The organism is Streptomyces sp. NPDC107517 (assembly GCF_055582645.1).
The window spans coordinates 157,397-175,241 of record NZ_JBVJPM010000011.1; the positions used below are offsets into that span (position 1 = coordinate 157,397).

Annotated in this window: 18 protein-coding genes; 12 read left to right on the plus strand and 6 right to left on the minus strand. The window is 69.9% G+C overall.

Annotated elements, in window-relative coordinates:
• The first annotated feature begins 80 nt into the window (after positions 1-80).
• Positions 81-686 carry a protein NO VEIN domain-containing protein gene (locus ACZ67T_RS25115; RefSeq protein WP_469987028.1) on the plus strand — a complete coding sequence of 202 codons (606 nt, stop codon included), beginning with the start codon at positions 81-83 and terminating at the stop codon, positions 684-686.
• 66 nt (positions 687-752) lie between these two features.
• Here the strand turns inward: ACZ67T_RS25115 and ACZ67T_RS25120 are convergent, their stop codons facing one another.
• From ACZ67T_RS25120 to ACZ67T_RS25135, 4 genes are all read right to left on the minus strand, one after another.
• The gene (locus ACZ67T_RS25120; protein ID WP_469987030.1) at positions 753-2,897 is read right to left on the minus strand and encodes a GmrSD restriction endonuclease domain-containing protein; all 2,145 of its coding nucleotides are present in this window, start codon (positions 2,895-2,897) and stop codon (positions 753-755) included.
• Positions 2,898-2,978: 81 nt separating this feature from the next.
• Positions 2,979-3,452, minus strand: a complete 474-nt coding sequence (locus tag ACZ67T_RS25125) for a very short patch repair endonuclease (protein WP_469987032.1) — start codon at positions 3,450-3,452, stop codon at positions 2,979-2,981.
• 285 nt (positions 3,453-3,737) lie between these two features.
• Positions 3,738-4,778 carry an SEC-C metal-binding domain-containing protein gene (locus ACZ67T_RS25130; protein ID WP_469987034.1) on the minus strand — a complete coding sequence of 347 codons (1,041 nt, stop codon included), beginning with the start codon at positions 4,776-4,778 and terminating at the stop codon, positions 3,738-3,740.
• Positions 4,779-4,850: 72 nt separating this feature from the next.
• Positions 4,851-5,291 carry a DUF3592 domain-containing protein gene (locus tag ACZ67T_RS25135; RefSeq protein ID WP_469987036.1) on the minus strand — a complete coding sequence of 147 codons (441 nt, stop codon included), beginning with the start codon at positions 5,289-5,291 and terminating at the stop codon, positions 4,851-4,853.
• Positions 5,292-5,440: 149 nt separating this feature from the next.
• Between ACZ67T_RS25135 and ACZ67T_RS25140 the strand changes: the two genes are divergently transcribed.
• From ACZ67T_RS25140 to ACZ67T_RS25155, 4 genes are all read left to right on the plus strand, one after another.
• Complete coding sequence (locus ACZ67T_RS25140) at positions 5,441-6,421, plus strand: class E sortase (RefSeq protein ID WP_469987038.1); 981 nt, start codon at positions 5,441-5,443, stop codon at positions 6,419-6,421.
• A gap of 203 nt (positions 6,422-6,624) precedes the next feature.
• A complete protein-coding gene (locus tag ACZ67T_RS25145) occupies positions 6,625-6,936 on the plus strand; it encodes a DUF6412 domain-containing protein (RefSeq protein WP_469987040.1) in 312 nt (103 codons plus the stop codon).
• Positions 6,937-7,042: 106 nt separating this feature from the next.
• The gene (locus ACZ67T_RS25150; RefSeq protein WP_469987042.1) at positions 7,043-7,816 is read left to right on the plus strand and encodes a YidC/Oxa1 family membrane protein insertase; all 774 of its coding nucleotides are present in this window, start codon (positions 7,043-7,045) and stop codon (positions 7,814-7,816) included.
• Between the two features lie 114 nt (positions 7,817-7,930).
• Complete coding sequence (locus ACZ67T_RS25155; RefSeq protein WP_469987044.1) at positions 7,931-8,788, plus strand: fumarylacetoacetate hydrolase family protein; 858 nt, start codon at positions 7,931-7,933, stop codon at positions 8,786-8,788.
• A 109-nt stretch (positions 8,789-8,897) separates the two neighbouring features.
• On the opposite strand, the gene ACZ67T_RS25160 is transcribed toward ACZ67T_RS25155, so the two are convergent.
• The gene (locus ACZ67T_RS25160) at positions 8,898-9,362 is read right to left on the minus strand and encodes a heme-degrading domain-containing protein (protein ID WP_469987046.1); all 465 of its coding nucleotides are present in this window, start codon (positions 9,360-9,362) and stop codon (positions 8,898-8,900) included.
• Positions 9,359-10,465 (minus strand): Gfo/Idh/MocA family oxidoreductase, encoded by a 1,107-nt coding sequence (locus ACZ67T_RS25165; RefSeq protein WP_469987276.1) that lies wholly within the window; start codon positions 10,463-10,465, stop codon positions 9,359-9,361. Before ACZ67T_RS25165 ends, ACZ67T_RS25160 begins: the two co-directional genes overlap by 4 nt.
• A 67-nt stretch (positions 10,466-10,532) precedes the next feature.
• Between ACZ67T_RS25165 and ACZ67T_RS25170 the strand changes: the two genes are divergently transcribed.
• The 7 genes from ACZ67T_RS25170 (at position 10,533) to ACZ67T_RS25200 (ending at position 17,813) form a co-directional block, all read left to right on the plus strand.
• A complete protein-coding gene (locus tag ACZ67T_RS25170; protein ID WP_469987048.1) occupies positions 10,533-11,753 on the plus strand; it encodes an ROK family transcriptional regulator in 1,221 nt (406 codons plus the stop codon).
• A gap of 126 nt (positions 11,754-11,879) precedes the next feature.
• Positions 11,880-12,971, plus strand: a complete 1,092-nt coding sequence (locus ACZ67T_RS25175) for a hypothetical protein (protein ID WP_469987050.1) — start codon at positions 11,880-11,882, stop codon at positions 12,969-12,971.
• Positions 12,972-13,061: 90 nt separating this feature from the next.
• Positions 13,062-13,820, plus strand: a complete 759-nt coding sequence (locus tag ACZ67T_RS25180; protein WP_469987052.1) for a GntR family transcriptional regulator — start codon at positions 13,062-13,064, stop codon at positions 13,818-13,820.
• Positions 13,821-14,006: 186 nt separating this feature from the next.
• Positions 14,007-15,062, plus strand: a complete 1,056-nt coding sequence (locus ACZ67T_RS25185) for an ABC transporter ATP-binding protein (RefSeq protein ID WP_469987054.1) — start codon at positions 14,007-14,009, stop codon at positions 15,060-15,062.
• Positions 15,055-15,927, plus strand: coding sequence for a 2-aminoethylphosphonate ABC transporter permease subunit (locus ACZ67T_RS25190; protein ID WP_469987056.1), 873 nt, complete (start codon positions 15,055-15,057; stop codon positions 15,925-15,927). Before ACZ67T_RS25185 ends, ACZ67T_RS25190 begins: the two co-directional genes overlap by 8 nt.
• The gene (locus tag ACZ67T_RS25195) at positions 15,914-16,711 is read left to right on the plus strand and encodes an ABC transporter permease (protein ID WP_469987057.1); all 798 of its coding nucleotides are present in this window, start codon (positions 15,914-15,916) and stop codon (positions 16,709-16,711) included. The genes ACZ67T_RS25190 and ACZ67T_RS25195 overlap by 14 nt, the downstream gene beginning before the upstream one ends.
• Positions 16,712-16,751: 40 nt before the next feature.
• Positions 16,752-17,813: a 2-aminoethylphosphonate ABC transporter substrate-binding protein gene (locus ACZ67T_RS25200; protein WP_469987059.1), complete on the plus strand. Its 1,062-nt coding sequence runs from the start codon at positions 16,752-16,754 to the stop codon at positions 17,811-17,813.
• Positions 17,814-17,845: the final 32 nt, after the last annotated feature.

Here is a 17,845-nt window from a genome sequence, read left to right on the forward strand (position 1 = left end):
TGGATGATCTGCATAGCCGAATGCCGGCGCAACGCAGGGTATTTGCCTGCGCTGTTGCGCAGAGCGGAGTTCCCTGGTTCGTGGACGCAGACGTACTAGTGAGAGGGCCGGACGAACTCCCTGAGGACGCTCTCCGCGCTGCTTCGGCCTTTGGCCTCGGAGCGGATGAGGCGTACGCCGAGCTGCAAACGGCATGGGGCAAGGTCGATACGGCGGAGCGGGAGCGGATCGGTGCAGCAGGCGAACTCGCACTGGTCGAACTGCTCGCGGCTGAGACGAACGCAAGTGTCGAGCACGTAGCCGCCACATCTGACGGGTACGGGTATGACATTGCCGTTGAGGCCGGCAGCGATTCACTCCATATAGAGGCCAAGTCCACTGTCCGTCGAGGCCGTCTCTCGGTCTATCTGTCGCGCAACGAGTACGAGACCATGCGCCGAGACCCTAGGTGGCGACTTGTTGTGGTTCGGTTGAGTGACACCTCGCGGATATGCGCGATTGCCACAGTGTCATCTGACTGGATTGTGACCCAGGTGCCCACCGATGGGGGACCATACGGCCGTTGGGAGTCCTGCCGTCTTGACGTCCCATCGATTGTTCTGGAAGCGGGCATTCCTGCAATCCGGTCTCTGATCGTTCCTGACGTCTCGCCAATTCTGACCGGCGCCGTGGAGTGGCCGGGTTGAATCTCGTCGCCGAGGCCCGGGTGTGCCTGAGCGGCATCCGGGCTGTACGACAGGTGCCCAACAGGGTCAGTCACTTTGCAACTCCGCGTCTACGAGCAGAAACCCTTCCACGTCTGCCTCCCATTGCGTATCCAGCACTCCAGGGAACTCCTTGGAGTCGAGGGCGTCTTCGAAGGCCTCTTTGAGCGTCACGCGCCACTTGTCTACGTCGCCATGGACTAGGAAGGGGCCGACAGGGAGGGCAATGTCATCTTCGTCGACACGCATTGGGACAACTTCCCCGCTGACGGTGACGTCGCTGTCGAGTCCGCTTGCCGCGGCATCGAGCGCGGCATCCAGCTCAGAGACATTGATGATCCCCGTCCAGCTCTTCGACCCAACTCTGGCTTGCGCGACCAGCGTCGCGCGCCCGCTCACGGAATATGCGGCCAGTGCAAGGGACCGCTGCGGCTCGTCCGCAGGCTGCGCGCCATTGCCTGCCAAGAAGGCTGGCTTGTACCGGTCGAGGAGTGCTGTGATGCGTGCTGCCAGCAGTGTCCGTCGGGCCGCCAGGAACTCGCGGTAGCCGTCAGCCTCTAGAGCCTTCGGATCGTCTGGCACTGCGTGCGCAGCCAAGTCGCTAGCTGGAATGCTCTGGACGTATGTGGCCGGGGAGCGGTTTCCGATTAGGTTCTTGGCCGTGTTCTCTGAGACGAAGACAATGTTCGCCAGTTCGTTGATCTCGGAGGCCGAGTAGTTGTTCTTGTGGTTCCGCAGCTTCATTGCGGGGTGGAGGTTGCTGTACTGCGGTTTGTCCGATCCTGTGGCCGTTGCTGAGATGGAACCCCCGTCCCACCAATCACGCGCTCCTGCGTGCGCAGCGGCAAGATAGGAGAACAGGAGATACGGGCTCTGGATGTTGCGTCCATCGAGATCGCGCGCGGTGACCGCGATTCCGCTCTCGTCGATACGGAGGTTGGCGAGCAAGGCACGGACCGGGTCAGGCGAGTCGAGGGCGTTGACGTCCTGAGTGAGGGTGCTGTCTGTAGCGCCGCCGTACCTGTTGCGGGCTGTGGCAGCCATGAACCAATACAGCAGCCCGTCTTCGACCTGTCGATCGAGGTGAGCGCCTGCGGGAAGGCGGCCGTAAAACACGATGAGTGGATGCAGTGCGCTGATGGACGGGACAAGGGCCGTAGAGGGAACGAGTAGTTCGTCCTTCAGCCGGGGGACCACGCGCTCCAGGCCGCGGCGGACGCGCTCCCATCCTTCCGCGACTGCTTCTCGGCTGGCCGTCGTCAGTTTTGACACGGATGACGTGCGCTTGCCTGAGATGGACAGGCTGAGCGTGATGGCCTTGATGAGGAAGTTGACGTCAATGCCGCGGTAACCACGTTGTGCCCAGAGAGCAGACTCTTCCTCAAGCTGACCGAGGAAGCCCGGCGAGCGTGCAGACAGCGTCGCCATAGCGAGATCGGTCGTCTTGAGGGGGCGCCCACCGCTATTGACGCGTACGAAGATCTGCGTGACCTCCTCGTACGAGAAGTCATGCAGGACCTCCATGTGGAAATCACGCTCCGTGATCTTCTCGAGTGCGTTGAGACGTCGACCGATCTCCGGGCCGTCGACCGACAAACCCGCGGTCCGCAGGTCAGCTTGGATGGCGAAGGTGTCAGAATCTGGACCGACAACGTCGAAGACCTTGACCCACTTCTTGTTGCGGCGGGTGGCAGCACTCTGGTTCTGGAACGCCTCGGTTTCGATATTGAACACGACCTGGGCCGAAGGGTCATCGGTGAGTACGCGGTACAGCGAAGTGAGACGTTGCTGGCCGTCGAGCAGGTAGAGCGGCATCACGCTTGGGAGGCCTTGGCCTGTACTGATTGCTGCCGCACGGGTCTCAGCGACGTCGGCGGTTTTCCACAGGAGCAGGGAGCCGGTGGGGTAGCCGCGGTAGAGAGACTCGACCAGTCGCGCGATCTGCGTTGCCTTCCAGACGTACCCGCGCTGGATCTCAGGCAGCATGATCTCACCGTCTGCGATCTGCCCGATGAGCGTCCGGATGTCTCTGGTCGTTCGTTCCACTGACACGCGTTGGTGCCCCCCACCGCCTACGAGCGGACGTACGGTCCCGTCCGCTGCCCCTGGATCTGCGCCAATCGCCCAAGCTGCCATTGGCGCATGGCGATTCGTGCAGAGATATCGTAGGCGAACCTGACCGTCTGCGGGCATGACCTGGCGTTTCGGTCTGCTCCAGGCATTGCTTTGGGCACGCACAACTACACGCCCATGCACAGCGATGCGGGCATGGAGTCAGTTTGAAGTGTCCTGGCCCGCTTCCATGGCCCGTCGTTCCGCGACTGTCCGTATAATCGCGGAGGCGCACTCGTCGGCGGGGGTGTGCTCCCAGAACCTCAACGCTAGCCATCCGGCTTCAGCGAGATGCTGGTCGGTATCCCGGTCACGGGCCATGTTGCGCGCGACCTTTTCGGACCAATAGCCCGTATTGGTCTTCGGAGCCACGTAGTGCTCGGGGCAGCCGTGCCAATAGCACCCATCGATGAACACCGCGACCTTCGCCGGGCGAAAGACCATGTCCGCCGTACGGCGAAAGTCTGGCAGTGGTCTTGCCGCCACCCGGTACCGCAGTCCCTTGGCGTGTACAAGTTTTCTGACCAGTCGTTCAGGTTTGGTGTCCCTGCTCCGGATCGCCTGCATATTGCGGCGCCTGCCGGCTGATGACGCCCAGGAGCCGTCTGGTGGGGTCCAGGACTGCGAGTCGTTCATCTGCTGACTCCTGAGGCGTACCAGTTATGCGTGCTCATGGGGGTTTCAGTCTGCAGTTCCACGCTACTGCCCGAAGATGCTGGCTAGAAGGGACGGTCATCTGTCCCCGCCGCGCCACCTGGCTCCCCGGACCTCAACCCCATGCCGAACGGACGCAACGCCACCTCGCTCCGCCCACAGGATCCGCCCACGGGCTGTAGTGCCGATAGGGGCGCACGATGACCATCCTTCAGAGATCCGTGGGCCCGTGGAGGGGTGCCCCTGGAATCCGTACGCAGGCGACGGCTAGTTCACCCCATGACACTCCCCATACCCCCGCCCCGACCCGCACCAGCACTCCGCCCCCCGCACCGGGGGCCACGGAATTGCTCGGCCTCGGGCCGCCAGTGTCGTGGCGTACTGCGGTAGCAGCGACGCGTCTGTGGGGGACGAGGACTCCGATGCCGCGAACGCCTCGTAGGACGGGACCGTGCCCGCGACGATGCCGAGGTTCGGTGTGCCGGAGGCCGCCAGTTCGCGGAGGGAGGACTCTATGGTCGACAAGTGCTCTTCGTGGGACGGGTATTCGGCCGAGAGGGTCGGGTACCCGGTCAGGAGTTCCGTCAGCTCCGTCGACGGCCAGTGCAGTACCGCCACCGGGAACGGGCGGGACAGCGCCTGGCGGTAGGAGCCCAACTCCGCTCGCAGGCGCAGGATTTCGGCCCTCAGCTCCGCCGGGTTGTCCGAGCCGAGCGCCCACGTCCGGCTCGGGTCGTGGAGTTCGTCCAGGGGTACGTCGGACTTGTGGACGCGGTCGGCGAGCGCGTCCCACGCGTCGTGCTCCGAGCCGATCAGGCGGCGTACGCGGTGGCGGCCCAGCAGGAGCGGGTGTGTCTCGTAGGGCGGGTTCGTGCGCTCCGCCTCCGGCAGGAGCAGCGTCAGGGCCTCCGTGAAGGACTCGTGCGCCGCTTCCAGCTCGTCGTGCGACTCCAGGGCCTCCGCCACGATCACATACGCGGCCGGGTCCTTCGGGGCCGCCGTCCGGATACCCGTGATGATCGCGCGGGCCTCCGCCTCGTGGCCGTACTCCCACAGGTTCGCGGCCATCAGGGCCTTCACCAGATGTGGCTGCTCCAGCTCGGACGGCGGTCCGGCAATGAGGCCGTCGTACAGCGAGGCCGCGCGTTGGCGGGCATCCGCCAGTTCGTAGTGCGCCGCGGCCTGGAGGAGCAGCTGCTCGGAGTCCTCCGGGTACAGGCCGGCGATGCGCTCCAGGCGCTCGGCTTCGGCGATGTGGTTGACAGGGTCTACAGGCTCGGCGGGCGTAGCAGGCGTGTCGGGGCGCATGGGGGACACCGTACTGCCGACCACCGTCACCGGCGCCAGGTCACCACAGGCTCGCGCAGCCGTCGCTCTCGTTCACGCGTAGCCGTTGCTTTCGTTCAACACATACGCCATGCGCCCGACCACCACGGCCAGCGTGCCCGCCCACAGCACCGTTCCCACCCAGAGCCAGGCCACGCACGAGCGGTAGCGGCCGTCGGTCTCCAGGGCCGCGAGACCGGGGTGCGCCGGGTCGAAGCGCACGCGTACGCGCCGGCCCTCCGGGAGTGCGTGGGGGCCCACCTCGTCGGGCAGCGCCTGTTCGTGCGCCGTGCCGTCGGGCGCCGTCCAGCTGACCACCGGGTGCAGGGCCGCGTACGACGCCTCGTTCGACGCGACATGGCCCGTCACCGTCGCGTCGACCACCGTGCCGGTGCTGCGCCGGAGCGTCTCGGTGATGAGTTGCAGCACCTGCGTCGTGGACAGGACGAGGCCTGCGACGAAGGGGATCAGCGCGAGAAGCCAGAGGGGACCCATGGGGCGCGAGCTTAAGGGCGGGCCCGTCGGCGGTCGGGGGCGGGGCCTGGCGGCCGCCGGGCCCCAGCGGTACTCGGCCGCCCGGCCCCCGCGGTACTCGGCCGGTCAGTTCACTGGTGAGTTACGGAGGCAGGGCCTATCTTGCGGCCGTGCGGGAGCGGATGCGGGAGTGGCGGCGGGAGCGGGAGCGGCGGCCTGTCGTCGTGCGGCAGGGGCCGCGCGCGGGACTCCGGGCGTCCGGGCGACGGCCCTGGGCCCAGCGCGCGGGACGCCGTGCGTTCGGTCGCCGCCCCTCGTCCCTGGGCCGCCGGCAGGGGCTGCGCCCCTCGTCCCGGAGCCGCCCGCAGGGGCCACGCCCCTCGGCCCTGCGCCGCACCCTGTGGACCGGCGCCGAGATCACCGTCACCCTCGGGGTCGTCCTTCTCCTTCTCGTCGTCCATCAGCTCTGGTGGACCAACCGCGAGGCCCGGGCCGGCGCCGAGCGCAAGGTGCGGGCGCTGGAGCGGGAGTGGGCGGCTACCCCCGGGGACGGGCCGGGCGACGGAGGCCAGGACAGTGCCTCTGATCCGGCGGGTGGCGACACCCCGGATCGTTCGGCGGGCGGCGAGGGGGCCGGTAGCGGGTCCGGAGGCCGGACATCCGCCGACTCCACGTCCACCACCCGCGAAGCGCCTCACTGGGACCAGGCCTACGCCGTCCTCACCATCCCCCGCCTCGGCCTCACCGTCCCCGTCGCCGAGGGCGTCGGGAAGCAGAACGTCCTCAACAAGGGCTACGTCGGGCACTACCCCGCCACCGCCCAGCCCGGCCGCGCCGGGAACTTCGCGCTCGCCGGGCACCGCAACACCCACGGGGAGCCCTTCCGGTACATCAACCGGCTGCGCAAGGGCGACGAGGTCCAGGTGCGTACGCGCGGGGCCGAGTACACGTACGTCGTCGACAAGACCCTCGCGCAGACCTCCGCCCGCGACGGCGGCGTCATCGCGGGCGTGCCGCGCAGCACGGTCGTACGGGGCGCCGGGTACAGCGAGCCGGGGTACTACATCACGCTCACCACCTGCACGCCCGAGTACACGTCCAAGTACCGCCTCGCGGTGTGGGGGAAGCTGCGGTCGATGCGGCCCCGGTGAGCGGGTGGACGTGGTCGCGACGAGTGAGTGGGTGCGGTCCCGATGAGCGGGTGGACGCGGTCCCGGTGAGCGAGCGGGTGCGGCCCTCGTGAGCGGGAGGCCAGAAAGCCGCCCCTTCATCCGATCCGGGCCCATCCTGTATAACGGGCAGAACGCCACAACACGTGGACGGGACCGAGCAGCGGGAAGGAGGGACGCCGGACATGACGCGCACCTTGGGCACGGCCCTGCGGCCCGCCGCCCTGCTGCTGTTCCTCCTCGTGGAGACCGTTCTCGTCGACACCGGCAGCCTCACCGCCGCCGTCGCGCTCGCCGCGACCGCCGCCGCGAGCTCCGCACTCGCCGTCTGCTCCCTGCTCGCCGCGCGCAGCGCCCCCGCCGTGCCCCGCACCCGGGTCCGCACCACGATGCGCGACCGTGAGCAACGCACCGCGTTCCTGCCGCAGCGCGATCCCGACGCCCGCGGGCGCAGCCGCCCCCGAGCACCCGGCCGTCTCCTCCTGACGGCCGCGTAGGGGACCCGCTCCACCCGCAGTCCCCGTACGGGCCGTCACGCCGATCGGCCGCCTTTCCCGGCGGTCTTCCGATTCCGGCACGACGGGACCCCCGGAGGGCTCACCCATGTCGACGTTCATGTCTGTCTTCGCCAGCCTGGTCGAGCACATCGCCGACCTGCTCGACCCGATCTTCCACGCCTCGGCGACCGCGGCGGCGATCGTCCTGTTCACCGCGTTCGTACGCCTTCTCGTCCACCCCCTGTCCCGGGCCTCGGCCCGCGGGCAGCGCCAGCGCGCCAAGCTCCAGCCGCGCATCGCCGAGCTGCGCAAGAAGCACAAGAAGAGCCCCGAGAAGCTCCAGGAGGCGATCATGGAGCTGCACAAGGAGGAGAAGGTCTCGCCGCTGTCCGGCTGCCTGCCGAGCCTCTTCCAGCTCCCCGCCTTCTTCCTGCTCTACCACCTGTTCTCGAACGGCAGCATCGGCGGCGAGCCCAACGCGCTGCTCGGCCACACCCTCGGCGCCGCGCCGCTGGGCGGGCGCTTCAAGGACGCGCTCGCGGACGGCGGGCTCTTCGGCGCGCAGGGCGTCGTCTATCTGGTCCTGTTCGCGATCGTCGCGGCGGTGGCGAGCTTCAACTACGGCCGTACGAAGCGTCAGATGGCCGCCCAGCCGGTGCTGCCGGCCGCCGCGGACGGGCCGCAGGCGCCGGGGGCGGGCGCGATGGCCTCGATGACGAAGATCATGCCGCTGATGTCGTTCATGACGCTGTTCACGGTGGGCTTCGTGCCGCTCGCGGCCGCCCTGTACGTGGTCACGAGCACGACGTGGAGCGCCGTCGAGCGGGCCGTTCTCTACCGCGACATGCCCTCCGCCGCGGCGCTTGCTACTGCCGCGTAAAGGTCCAGTCCGTGAACGAGGTATTGCGGACTGGACGAGGACCTTGGACGATCGACCAGTCCTCCGATGGCTGCACCCGTCGGGAGGTCCCTCCTCGATCAAGGAGTCTCAACCATGAAGCTGCTGCGAGTCGGTACCGCGGGGGCGGAGCGCCCGGCCCTGCTCGATGCCGAAGGTGTCCTGCGTGACCTGGGCGGAGTCGTCCCCGACATCGATGGGGAACTGCTCGCCGACGACGCGGCGCTGGGGCGCGTACGGGCCGCCGCCGAGTCCGGCGAGCTGCCCGTGCTCGACGCGGACGGCCTGCGGACCGGCCCGCCGGTCGCGCGGATCGGCAAGGTCGTGTGCATCGGCCTGAACTACCACGACCACGCCGCCGAGACCGGCGCCGAGCCGCCGTCGGAGCCCGTCGTCTTCTTCAAGGCGGCGGACACGGTCGTCGGCCCCGAGGACACCGTGCTCGTACCGCGCAAGTCCGTGAAGACGGACTGGGAGGTCGAGCTGGCGATCGTCATCGGGCGCACGGCGCGCTACCTGGAGTCGCACGAGGAGGCCCTCGCGCACATCGCCGGATACGCGGTGTCGCACGACGTCTCCGAGCGCGAGTTCCAGATCGAGCGCGGCGGCACGTGGGACAAGGGCAAGAACTGCGAGACGTTCAACCCGCTCGGCCCCTGGCTCGTGACGGCGGACGAGGTCCCGGACCCGCAGGCGCTCGGCCTGAAACTGTGGGTGAACGGCGAGCTGAAGCAGAACGGCTCGACGGCCGACCAGATCTTCCCGGTCGCCGAGGTGGTCCGGTACGTCAGCCAGTTCATGACCCTGTACCCGGGCGACGTGATCAACACGGGGACGCCGGCCGGCGTGGCGATGGGGCAGCCCGAGCCGAAGCCGTATCTGCGGGCCGGGGACGTGGTGGAACTGGAGATCGAGGGTCTCGGGCGCCAGCGTCAGGAACTCAAGGACGCGTAGCGCTCCGCGCGGGGGCGGGGGAACTGCGGGGGCCGGTGGCCGGTTTGTCGGCCGCCGGTCCGTTGGTGGCTGAGCGCGCAGTTCCCCGCGCCCTTGCAGGGGCGCCTGGCTAGCCCGCGATGAAGAGGTCCAGGGCCTTGACCACCAGCGCGTGGTCCTCCAGCTGGGGTAGGCCGGAGACCACCACCGCTCCGATGACTCCCGCGCCCTCGACGGCCAGCGGGAACGCGCCACCGTGTGCCGCGTACGCGTCCGGGTCGAGCCTGGACGAGTCCTCGAACGTCGTGCCCTTCGCCCGGAAACGGGTTCCGACCAGCAGCGACGAGCAGGCATAGCGCTCGACGACGCGGCGCTTGCGGGCGATCCAGGCGTCGTTGTCCGGGGTCGAGCCGGGCAGCGCCGCGTGGAAGAGCTGCTGGCCGCCGCGCGTGATGTCGATCGCCACCGGCGCCTTGCGCTCCCTGGCCAGCTCGACGAGCAGTGAGCCCAGCTCCCAGGCGTCCTCGTGAGTGAACTTCGGCAGGACCAGGCGGCGCTCCTGCTCCTCGATCTCCTCGACCGTCGGCGCGCTCACAGGGCCACCGTCACACCGTCGCGGGCCGAGCGGCGGGCCGCCTCCAGGACGTCGAGCGCGGCCGCGGCCTGCTCGGCGGTGACCGGGTTCTCGCCGGTGCCGCGCAGCGCGGCGGCGACGGCCGCGTAGTACGCCGGGTAGTCGCCGGGGAGCGTCTCGACGGGGCGTCCGCCGCCGGTCAGCGGGGACTCTCCGGAACCGATCCGGCCCCACATCGACTCGGGCTCCACACCCCAGGGTTCGCCGGCCACCGGGATCGTGCCCTCGCGCAGCACCGCCTCCTGCGGGTCGAGGCCGTACTTCACGTAGCCGGCCTGCGAGCCGAGGACGCGGAAGCGCGGGCCGAGCTGGGCCGTCGTCGCGGAGACGTACAGGTGGGAGCGGACACCGCTCGCGTGCGTGATCGCGATGAACGTGTCGTCGTCGGCCGCCGCGCCCGCGCGCCGCACGTCCGACTCCGCGTAGACCGAGACGGCCGGGCCGAACAGGACCAGGGCCTGGTCGACGACATGGCTGCCGAGATCGTAGAGGAGACCTCCGATCTCTTCCGGATCGCCGGACTCGCGCCAGCCGCCCTTGAGCTGTGGCCGCCAGCGCTCGAAGCGCGACTCGAAGCGCCATACATCGCCGAGGCTGCCCAGCTCGCCCTCCGTGATCAGGCTCCGCAGCGTCAGGAAGTCGTTGTCCCAGCGGCGGTTCTGGAAGACCGAGAGCAGCAGGCCGCGCTCCTCGGCGAGGGCCGCGAGCTCGCGCGCCTCGGCCGCGGTGCCGGCGATCGGCTTGTCGACGACGACCGGGAGGCCCGCCTTGAGGGCGGCCGTCGCGATCGGTACGTGCGTCTTGTTCGGGGAGGCGATGACGATCAGGTCGAGCTCGTCGGCCAGGGGCCACAGCTCGTCGGGTGTGGCCACGAAGCGGATGCCGTCACCGAAGGAGGCGCGGGCCTGTGCCTGCCGTTCCGGGTTCGAGGTGACGACCGTGTCGAGTACGAGGCCGTCGGTCGCGGCGATCAGTGGGGCGTGGAAGACGGAGCCCGCCAGGCCGTAGCCGACGAGACCGACGCGGAGGGGGGAGCCGGGGGCCCCAGCCGTACCTGATGTCATGCCTTCAGTCATGCATCCACTTAAGCAACGGTGTTGCCAAAGTGCAAGCGGAAGGGACAATGGGGGAGTGAACAGGGCTAACTCCGGGGTCAATCTGGCGGTGCTGCGAGGCCACAACGCCGCACTCGTACTCGATCTGCTGCGGACGGCGGGCGACGAGGGCATCAGCAGGCTCGAACTGGCCGAGCGCACGGGCCTCACTCCCCAGGGCGTCAGCAAGATCACGGCGCGGCTGCGGGAGCAGGGCCTGGTGACGGACACCGGCCGCCGCGCCTCGACAGGCGGCAAGCCGCGCACCGTCCTGCGCCTCGTGCCGGACGCCGGGTACGCGGTCGGGCTCCACCTGGACCGCGACGAACTGACGGCGGTCCTGGTCGACCTCGCGGGCACGGTCGTCGCCGAACGCCGCGCCCCGCTGGCCTTCGGCGCGGGCGGCGACGCGGTGGTGGAGGCGGCGGCGGGCGAGGTGGAGGCACTGCTCACGGGCGCGGGAGCGGACACGGGAGCGGGCACCGGGGACGCGGATGCCGGAGACTCGGGCCACCGCGACGCGCAGGACCCCGTGGACCCGGAACCCCCCACCCCCCGTGTCCTCGGCGTGGGCGTCGCGCTGCCCGGGCCCCTCGACCACTTCTCCGGCGTGCTGCACCGCGTCACCGGGTTCCCCGAGTGGGACGGGTTCCCGCTGCGGGACGCGCTCGCGGGGCGGCTCGGGCTTCCCGTGGTCGTGGACAAGGACACCAACGCGGCCGCGCTCGGCCTCGCGCTCGCCGGGTGCGGCGACTCGTTCGCGTACCTCCACCTCGGTACGGGGCTGGGCGCCGGACTCGTCCTGGGCGGCACGCCGTATCGCGGGCCGCACACAGGAGCGGGCGAATTCGGCCACCAGGTGATCCAGCTGGACGGCCCGCTCTGCAGTTGCGGCAACCACGGCTGCATCGAGGCGCTGTGCCTCGCGGCGGTCGCGGCCGGATCCTTCGACGAGGCCGCGCGGGTGCTCGGCGAGGGCGCGGCGAACATGGTCGGCCTCCTCGACATCGACCTCGTCCTGCTCGGCGGGCGCACGGTCGCGGCCGCCGAGGAACGCTTCGTCGAAGGGGTGCGGGCGGTGCTCGGTGAGCGGGCACGGCGCGGTGGCACGGTCGAGGTCCCGGTGCTGCGCGCGCCCGGCGCCGAGACCGCGGTGGTCGAGGGCGCCGCCCAGTTGGTCCTCGCGCCCCTGTACGGCCGGGCGCACGGTCACTTCCCGGCCCGCCGGGTGGCGGAGATTCCCGGTCAACCGGAATGAAGGAAATCTGAGCTGATCGAGCGGAATACCTCGGGCATCGGGCCGTACGGGGCGGCACGGGGCGCGTCGCGCGTGACACGGTCGCCGCGGCAGTACCTTTCCCGCCCGCGATCACAAAGGCTCCTCATGCGACCGCGTATCCCGCTCGCCGTCACTGCCGTGGCCCTGACCTCCGTGGTGACCGGCGGCCCGGCCCTCGCGGCCGACCCGGTCCCGGCCGGGTCCGCCCCGCTCGAGCCCACCTGCGCCGCCCAGTACCCCGCAGACTTCCCGATCAGCACCCGGATTCGCGGCGGCCCCACGACGTACCACCCCGGCGGCGGCTTCCGCACCTGGTTCCTCGACCTCACGAACAAGACCGATGCCGAGTGCGCCGCCATCCACCCCGTCGTCGTACTCATCGACAAGAAGCGGACGCTGGCGACGCGGCAGATCCAGCTGGAGTTCTCCGACGGCGAGCGCCGGCACCCCGTGCGCTTCGAACGGACCGAGCGGGACGAGAACGTCGGCGTCTTCGACGACGGCTTCCCCGGCTTCCGGGTGGGCCCGGGCAAGACCGTCACCGTCCGGGCCCGGCTCATGTTCACCTCCGACGCCGAGCCGAACAGCGTCGTCGCCAACGCGGCCGTCGTGCGACGCCGGGACGACGACGGTGACTGGGTGGGGCAGTCGGGCGACTACCGGTTCACGCTCACCGACGACGAGGAGGCCGAGCGGCCCGGAAGGCGTCCCGGCGAGAAGCGTGACAAACCCGACGCCGGGGATGACGGCCTGCGCGAGCCCCGCCGCGACAGCGGCACCGCGAGCGCCCGTCCCACCGACGGGACCGGCCCCGCGACCCGCCCCACCACCGGCCCCACGACCCGGCCCACCACCGGCCGCACGGCCCGCCCCACCACCGGCCCGACACCCCGGCCCACCACCGGCCCCACGACCCGGCCCGCCACCGGCCCCACGCCCCGCCCCACCACCGGCCCGACGACCGGCAGCGACTCAGGCGCCGGCACCGGCACCGATGCGGACACGGGCGCGGACACAGGCGAAGACGCAGACGCCGGTACCGGGGCCGACCCCGACGTCGGCCCCCTCTCGCCCGATGAGCTCGCGCGCACCGGCACACGTTCCCTGCGCGGTCTCGGCCTCGCGTCCGGCGCCCTGCTCATCGGCGGCGCGGCCCTCGTGGCGGGCTCCCGGCGGCTGCGCACCGGCCGCCGGTGAGGGCGGATTCCGGCCACGGCGCCCGCCGCGCGCACCGCACTCCCGGACCGCCCCGACACCCCGTTAACAAATGTCTGCGAACATCCCTGGGTGGATTACCCGAACGACCAGGCACCTGGCGCACCCGTACGCGCCGGCATCCCCGAGCACGGCCGCATCCCGAAGTACTACGCGGTCAAGGCCCATGTCTCCGCGCTCCTCGACGAGCTGGGCGAGGGCGAGCCGCTGCCCACGGAGCGGGATCTGGCCCTGCGCTTCGAGGTGGCGCGCGAGACTGTGCGCCAGGCGCTGCGCGAGCTGCTGCTCGAAGGGCGTCTGCGCCGCCAGGGCCGGGCGACGGTCGTGGCCGGGCCCAAGCTGGAGCAGCCGCTGTCGATGGCCAGCTACACCGAGGGCGTGCGCCGCCAGGGCCGCCGCCCCGGCCGTACGCTCATCGGCCTCGACCGCTTCCCGTGCCCGCCCGCTCTCGCCGACGAGATCGAGGTCGACAGGGGTGAGCCGGTGTGGCACATGGAGCGTGTGCTGCTCGCCGACGACGAGCGCGTCGGCCTGGAGAGCACCTACGTCGCCGTGGCGCGGATGCCGCGCCTCGACGTCGACTTCGACCCGGACTCGTCCTTCTACACGTATGTGCACGAGCGGCTCGGGATCGAGTTCGGGTCCGCCGACGAGCGCATCGAGACCGTGCTGGCCACGCCGCGCGAGGCCCTCCTGATCGGCACGCCGCCCGCCCTGCCGATGCTTCTCATTCACCGGGTGTCGTCCGACACGAGCGGCCGGCCCACGGAACGGGTGCGGACCCTTTACCGGGGGGACCGGTTCTCGTTCACCACGCGTTTGGGCAACTGACCGCCCGGGGGCGGCAGTTGGCCCCCTTTGGTAACGAGAACATAACGGGTCTAGGCCAACCTTGGGTGGCCGTTCACCGTCCCGTTGCCGTGCGGACCTATGCGGGTCATCCGCTCCGAGGAGCGTTGCCGCCGTGAGAGAGAAGACCGACCCCATACCCGCCGTGCGCCTGGGAGCTGAGAGCTGATGGCCAGCGGCATCCGCTTCGACAAGGTGTCCGTCGCCTACGGCGCGAACACCGTCCTTCACTCCCTCGATCTGACGGTCGAGCCCGGCGAGGTCATGGCGCTGCTCGGCCCGTCCGGCTCCGGCAAGACGACGGCCCTGCGCGCCGTCGCCGGCTTCGTGCGGCCCGCGTCGGGCCGCGTCCTGATCGGTGACCGCGACGTCACGGACCTGCCGCCCCACCGGCGCGGGATCGGCATGGTCGTCCAGCAGTACGCCCTGTTCCCGCACCTGCGCGTGGAGGACAACGTCGCCTTCGGCCTGAAGGCCCAGAAGGTCGCCAAGGCCGAGATCCCCGCCCGGGTCACCGAGGCGCTCGAGATGACCGGCATGGCGTCCTACGCGAAGCGCTACCCGCGCGAGCTGTCCGGCGGACAGCAGCAGCGGGTGGCCATCGCGAGGGCCCTCGCCATCCGGCCCGGGGTGCTCCTGCTCGACGAGCCGCTGTCCGCGCTCGACGCGCAGCTGCGCTCCGGCATGCTGGCCGAACTGGCCAGGCTCCACCGCGAGCTGCCCGACGTGTCGATCCTCTACGTCACCCACGACCAGGTCGAGGCGCTCACCCTCGCCGACCGGATCGCCGTCATGGACAAGGCGCGACTCCAGGACTGCGGGACCCCGCAGGAGCTGTACCGCAGGCCCCGCACCGAGTTCACCGCCTCCTTCGTGGGCAACGCCAATCTGCTTCCGGTCCAGGTCGGCTCCGACTCGGTGTCCTTCGCCGGCGCCGAGCTGAAGGTGCCCACCGGCGACGTCGCCTCCGGGGTGTCGGCCACCCTGTGCGTGCGCCCCCACCTCGTCGGGCTCGGCGACGGGCCCAACGCCCTCACCGGCTCCGTGTCCGAGGTCCAGTGGCGCGGCTCCACCCACCGGCTGTACGTCGACGTGGACGGGCACCGGCTCAAGGCCGACCTGCGCGAACTGCGCACCCCGCCCGCGCTCGGCGACGAGGTCACCGTGCACTTCGCACCCGAGGACGCCGTGCTGCTCTCGGCCGGGGTGAGCAAGGATGGCTAGCGCCACGCTGAGCACGCCGGTGAGCAAGGCCGCGAAGCCCCGCAAGGGGGCGCCGAAGTGGGTGTGGGCGCTGCCGCCCGTCGCCGTACTCGCCCTCGTGTTCCTCTATCCGCTCGCCCTCGTCGTGCAGCAGTCCGTGCAGCCCGACACCGGCGGCACCTCGCTGGAGCCGTACGCCGACGTCTTCGCCTCGTCCGCGTTCCGGGAGGCACTCGGGACGACGGTGTGGCTGGCGGTCGGGGCGACCGTCGGGTGCCTCGTGCTCGGGTTCGCGCTCGCGCTCGTCATCGCGTTCGTCCCGTTCCCCGGCGGGAAGGCCGTCGCCAAGTTCATCGACGTGTTCCTCTCCTTCCCGTCCTTCCTGATCACCCTCGCGCTGCTCTTCGTCTACGGGTCCGTGGGCATGGCCAACGGACTGTGGACGGACGTCACGGGCGCCGCCGCCGGGCCCTTCCAGTTCCTCACCACCCCGTGGGGCGTGCTCCTCGCCGAGATCACGTACTTCACACCGTTCGTGATGCGGCCCCTGCTCGCCGCGTTCTCGCAGATCGAGACCGCGCAGCTGGAGGTGGCGTCCTCACTGGGCGCGAGGCCCGCGCGCATCGTGCGGCAGGTCATCCTGCCCGAGGCGCTGCCCGCGCTCGCCGCCGGCGGCAGCCTCGTCCTCGTCATGTGCCTCAACGAGTTCGGCATCGTGCTCTTCACCGGCGCCAAGGGCGTCACCACGCTCCCGATGCTCGTGTACAGCAAGGCGATCCTCGAGTCCGACTACCCGGGCGCGTGCGTGGTCGCCGTCGTCAACGTCCTGATCTCCGTGGGCCTCTACGGCCTCTACCGGGTGGTGAGCCGCCGTGCTGGTGCATAGCCGTAAGGGCAAGTGGGCCACCTGGGTCGTCTTCTTCGCCCTCTTCCTGCCTCTGTTCGCGCTGCCGCTGCTCGTCATCGTCGCCGCGTCGTTCGCCACGAACTGGTCGAGCGCCTTCCCGACCGGATTCACCGGCGGCCACTACCAGGCCGCCACCAGCGGTGCGTCCCTCCAGGCGCTGACCACCAGCCTGGTCACCGCCGTCAGCGCCAGCCTTCTCGCCCTCCTGATCGGCACCTGGGCCGCGCTCGCGGCCGCCGCGCTCAAGAAGGGCGGCCGCAGGTTCCTCGACGCCCTGTTCATGCTGCCCGTCGCCGTGCCGTCCGTCGTGGTCGGCCTCGCCGTACTCGTCGCGTTCTCCAAGCCGCCGCTGGTGCTCAACGGCACCCGCTGGATCGTCATCCTGGCGCACACGATTCTTGTCACGGCGTTCGCCTATCAGTCGGTTTCGGCCGCGATCGTACGACTTGACCTCGCGTACGAACAGGCCGCAGCGTCGCTCGGCGCCCGCCCCTCGTACGTCCTGTGGAAGGTCAAGCTGCCCCTTCTGCTGCCGTCGCTGAACGCGGCCGCGGGACTCTGCTTCGCCCTGTCCATGGGCGAGCTGAGCGCCACGATGATGCTCTACCCGCCCGACTGGATGCCGCTGCCCGTGCAGATCTACGCGATCACCGACCGGGGCTCTCTGTTCACCGGATCGGCGATCTCCGTGATCCTCATGGCGACGACGCTGCTCGTCCTGCTGCTCGTCTCGCGGATCCGCACCAAAGCCTCTTACCGCTGACCCCCCGATACCCATAACGCTGCAAGGAGTTCACCTCGCCATGCGCAGAAACATGCTCAAGCCGATCGCCGCCGTCACCGGAAGCCTCGCCCTCGCCGCCACCCTCTCCGCCTGTGGCGGCAACTCCGCGGCCTCCGACGAGAAGTCCGTCACCGTGTACAGCGCGGACGGCCTCAAGGGCGAGAACGGCGACGGCTGGTACGACCAGGTCTTCAAGGACTTCACGAAGAAGACCGGCATCAAGGTCAAGTACGTCGAGGGCGGCTCCGGCGAGATGGTGCAGCGCGCCGCCCGCGAGAAGTCGAACACCCAGGCCGACGTCATCGTGACGCTCCCGCCGTTCATCCAGCAGGCCGACGGCAAGGGCCTCCTGGCGAAGTACACGCCCCAGGGCGCCGACCAGGTCGACGGGGCCGACAAGGCCGCCGACGGCACCTGGACCTCCGTCGTCAACAACTACTTCGGCTTCGTCTACAACAAGAAGGACCTGAAGACGGCGCCCACCACGTGGGACGAGCTGCTCGACGGCAAGTACAAGAACAAGCTCCAGTACTCCACGCCCGGCGTCGCCGGCGACGGCACCGCCGTGGTCGTCAAGGCCATGCACGACTTCGGCGGCAAGAAGCCCGCCATGGACTACCTGAAGAAGCTCCAGGCCAACAACGTCGGCCCGTCCGCCTCCACCGGCAAGCTCGCCCCCAAGGTCGACAAGGGCGAACTCCTCGTCGCCAACGGCGATGTGCAGATGAGCTTCGCGCAGTCCAAGACCATGCCGAACCTCGGCCTGTGGTTCCCGAAGAAGGCCGGCGGCAAGCCGACCTCGTTCGCCCTGCCCTATGCCGGCGGCCTCGTGAAGAACGCCCCGCACAGCGAGAACGGCAAGAAGCTCCTCGACTTCATGCTGTCCACCAAGGCACAGCAGCAGGTCAGCTCCATCGGCGGCGGCTTCTCCGCGCGCAAGGACGTCAAGGCCACCGACGAGAACGCCATCGCCCTGTCCAAGGTGATGGACGGCGTCGAGATCTTCGAGCCCGACTGGAACGACATCGACAAGAACCTCCAGACGTACGTGGAGGACTGGAAGTCGGCGACGGGCAGCTGACCTGCGGACCGCTTCCGCAGGCTCGGCGGGGT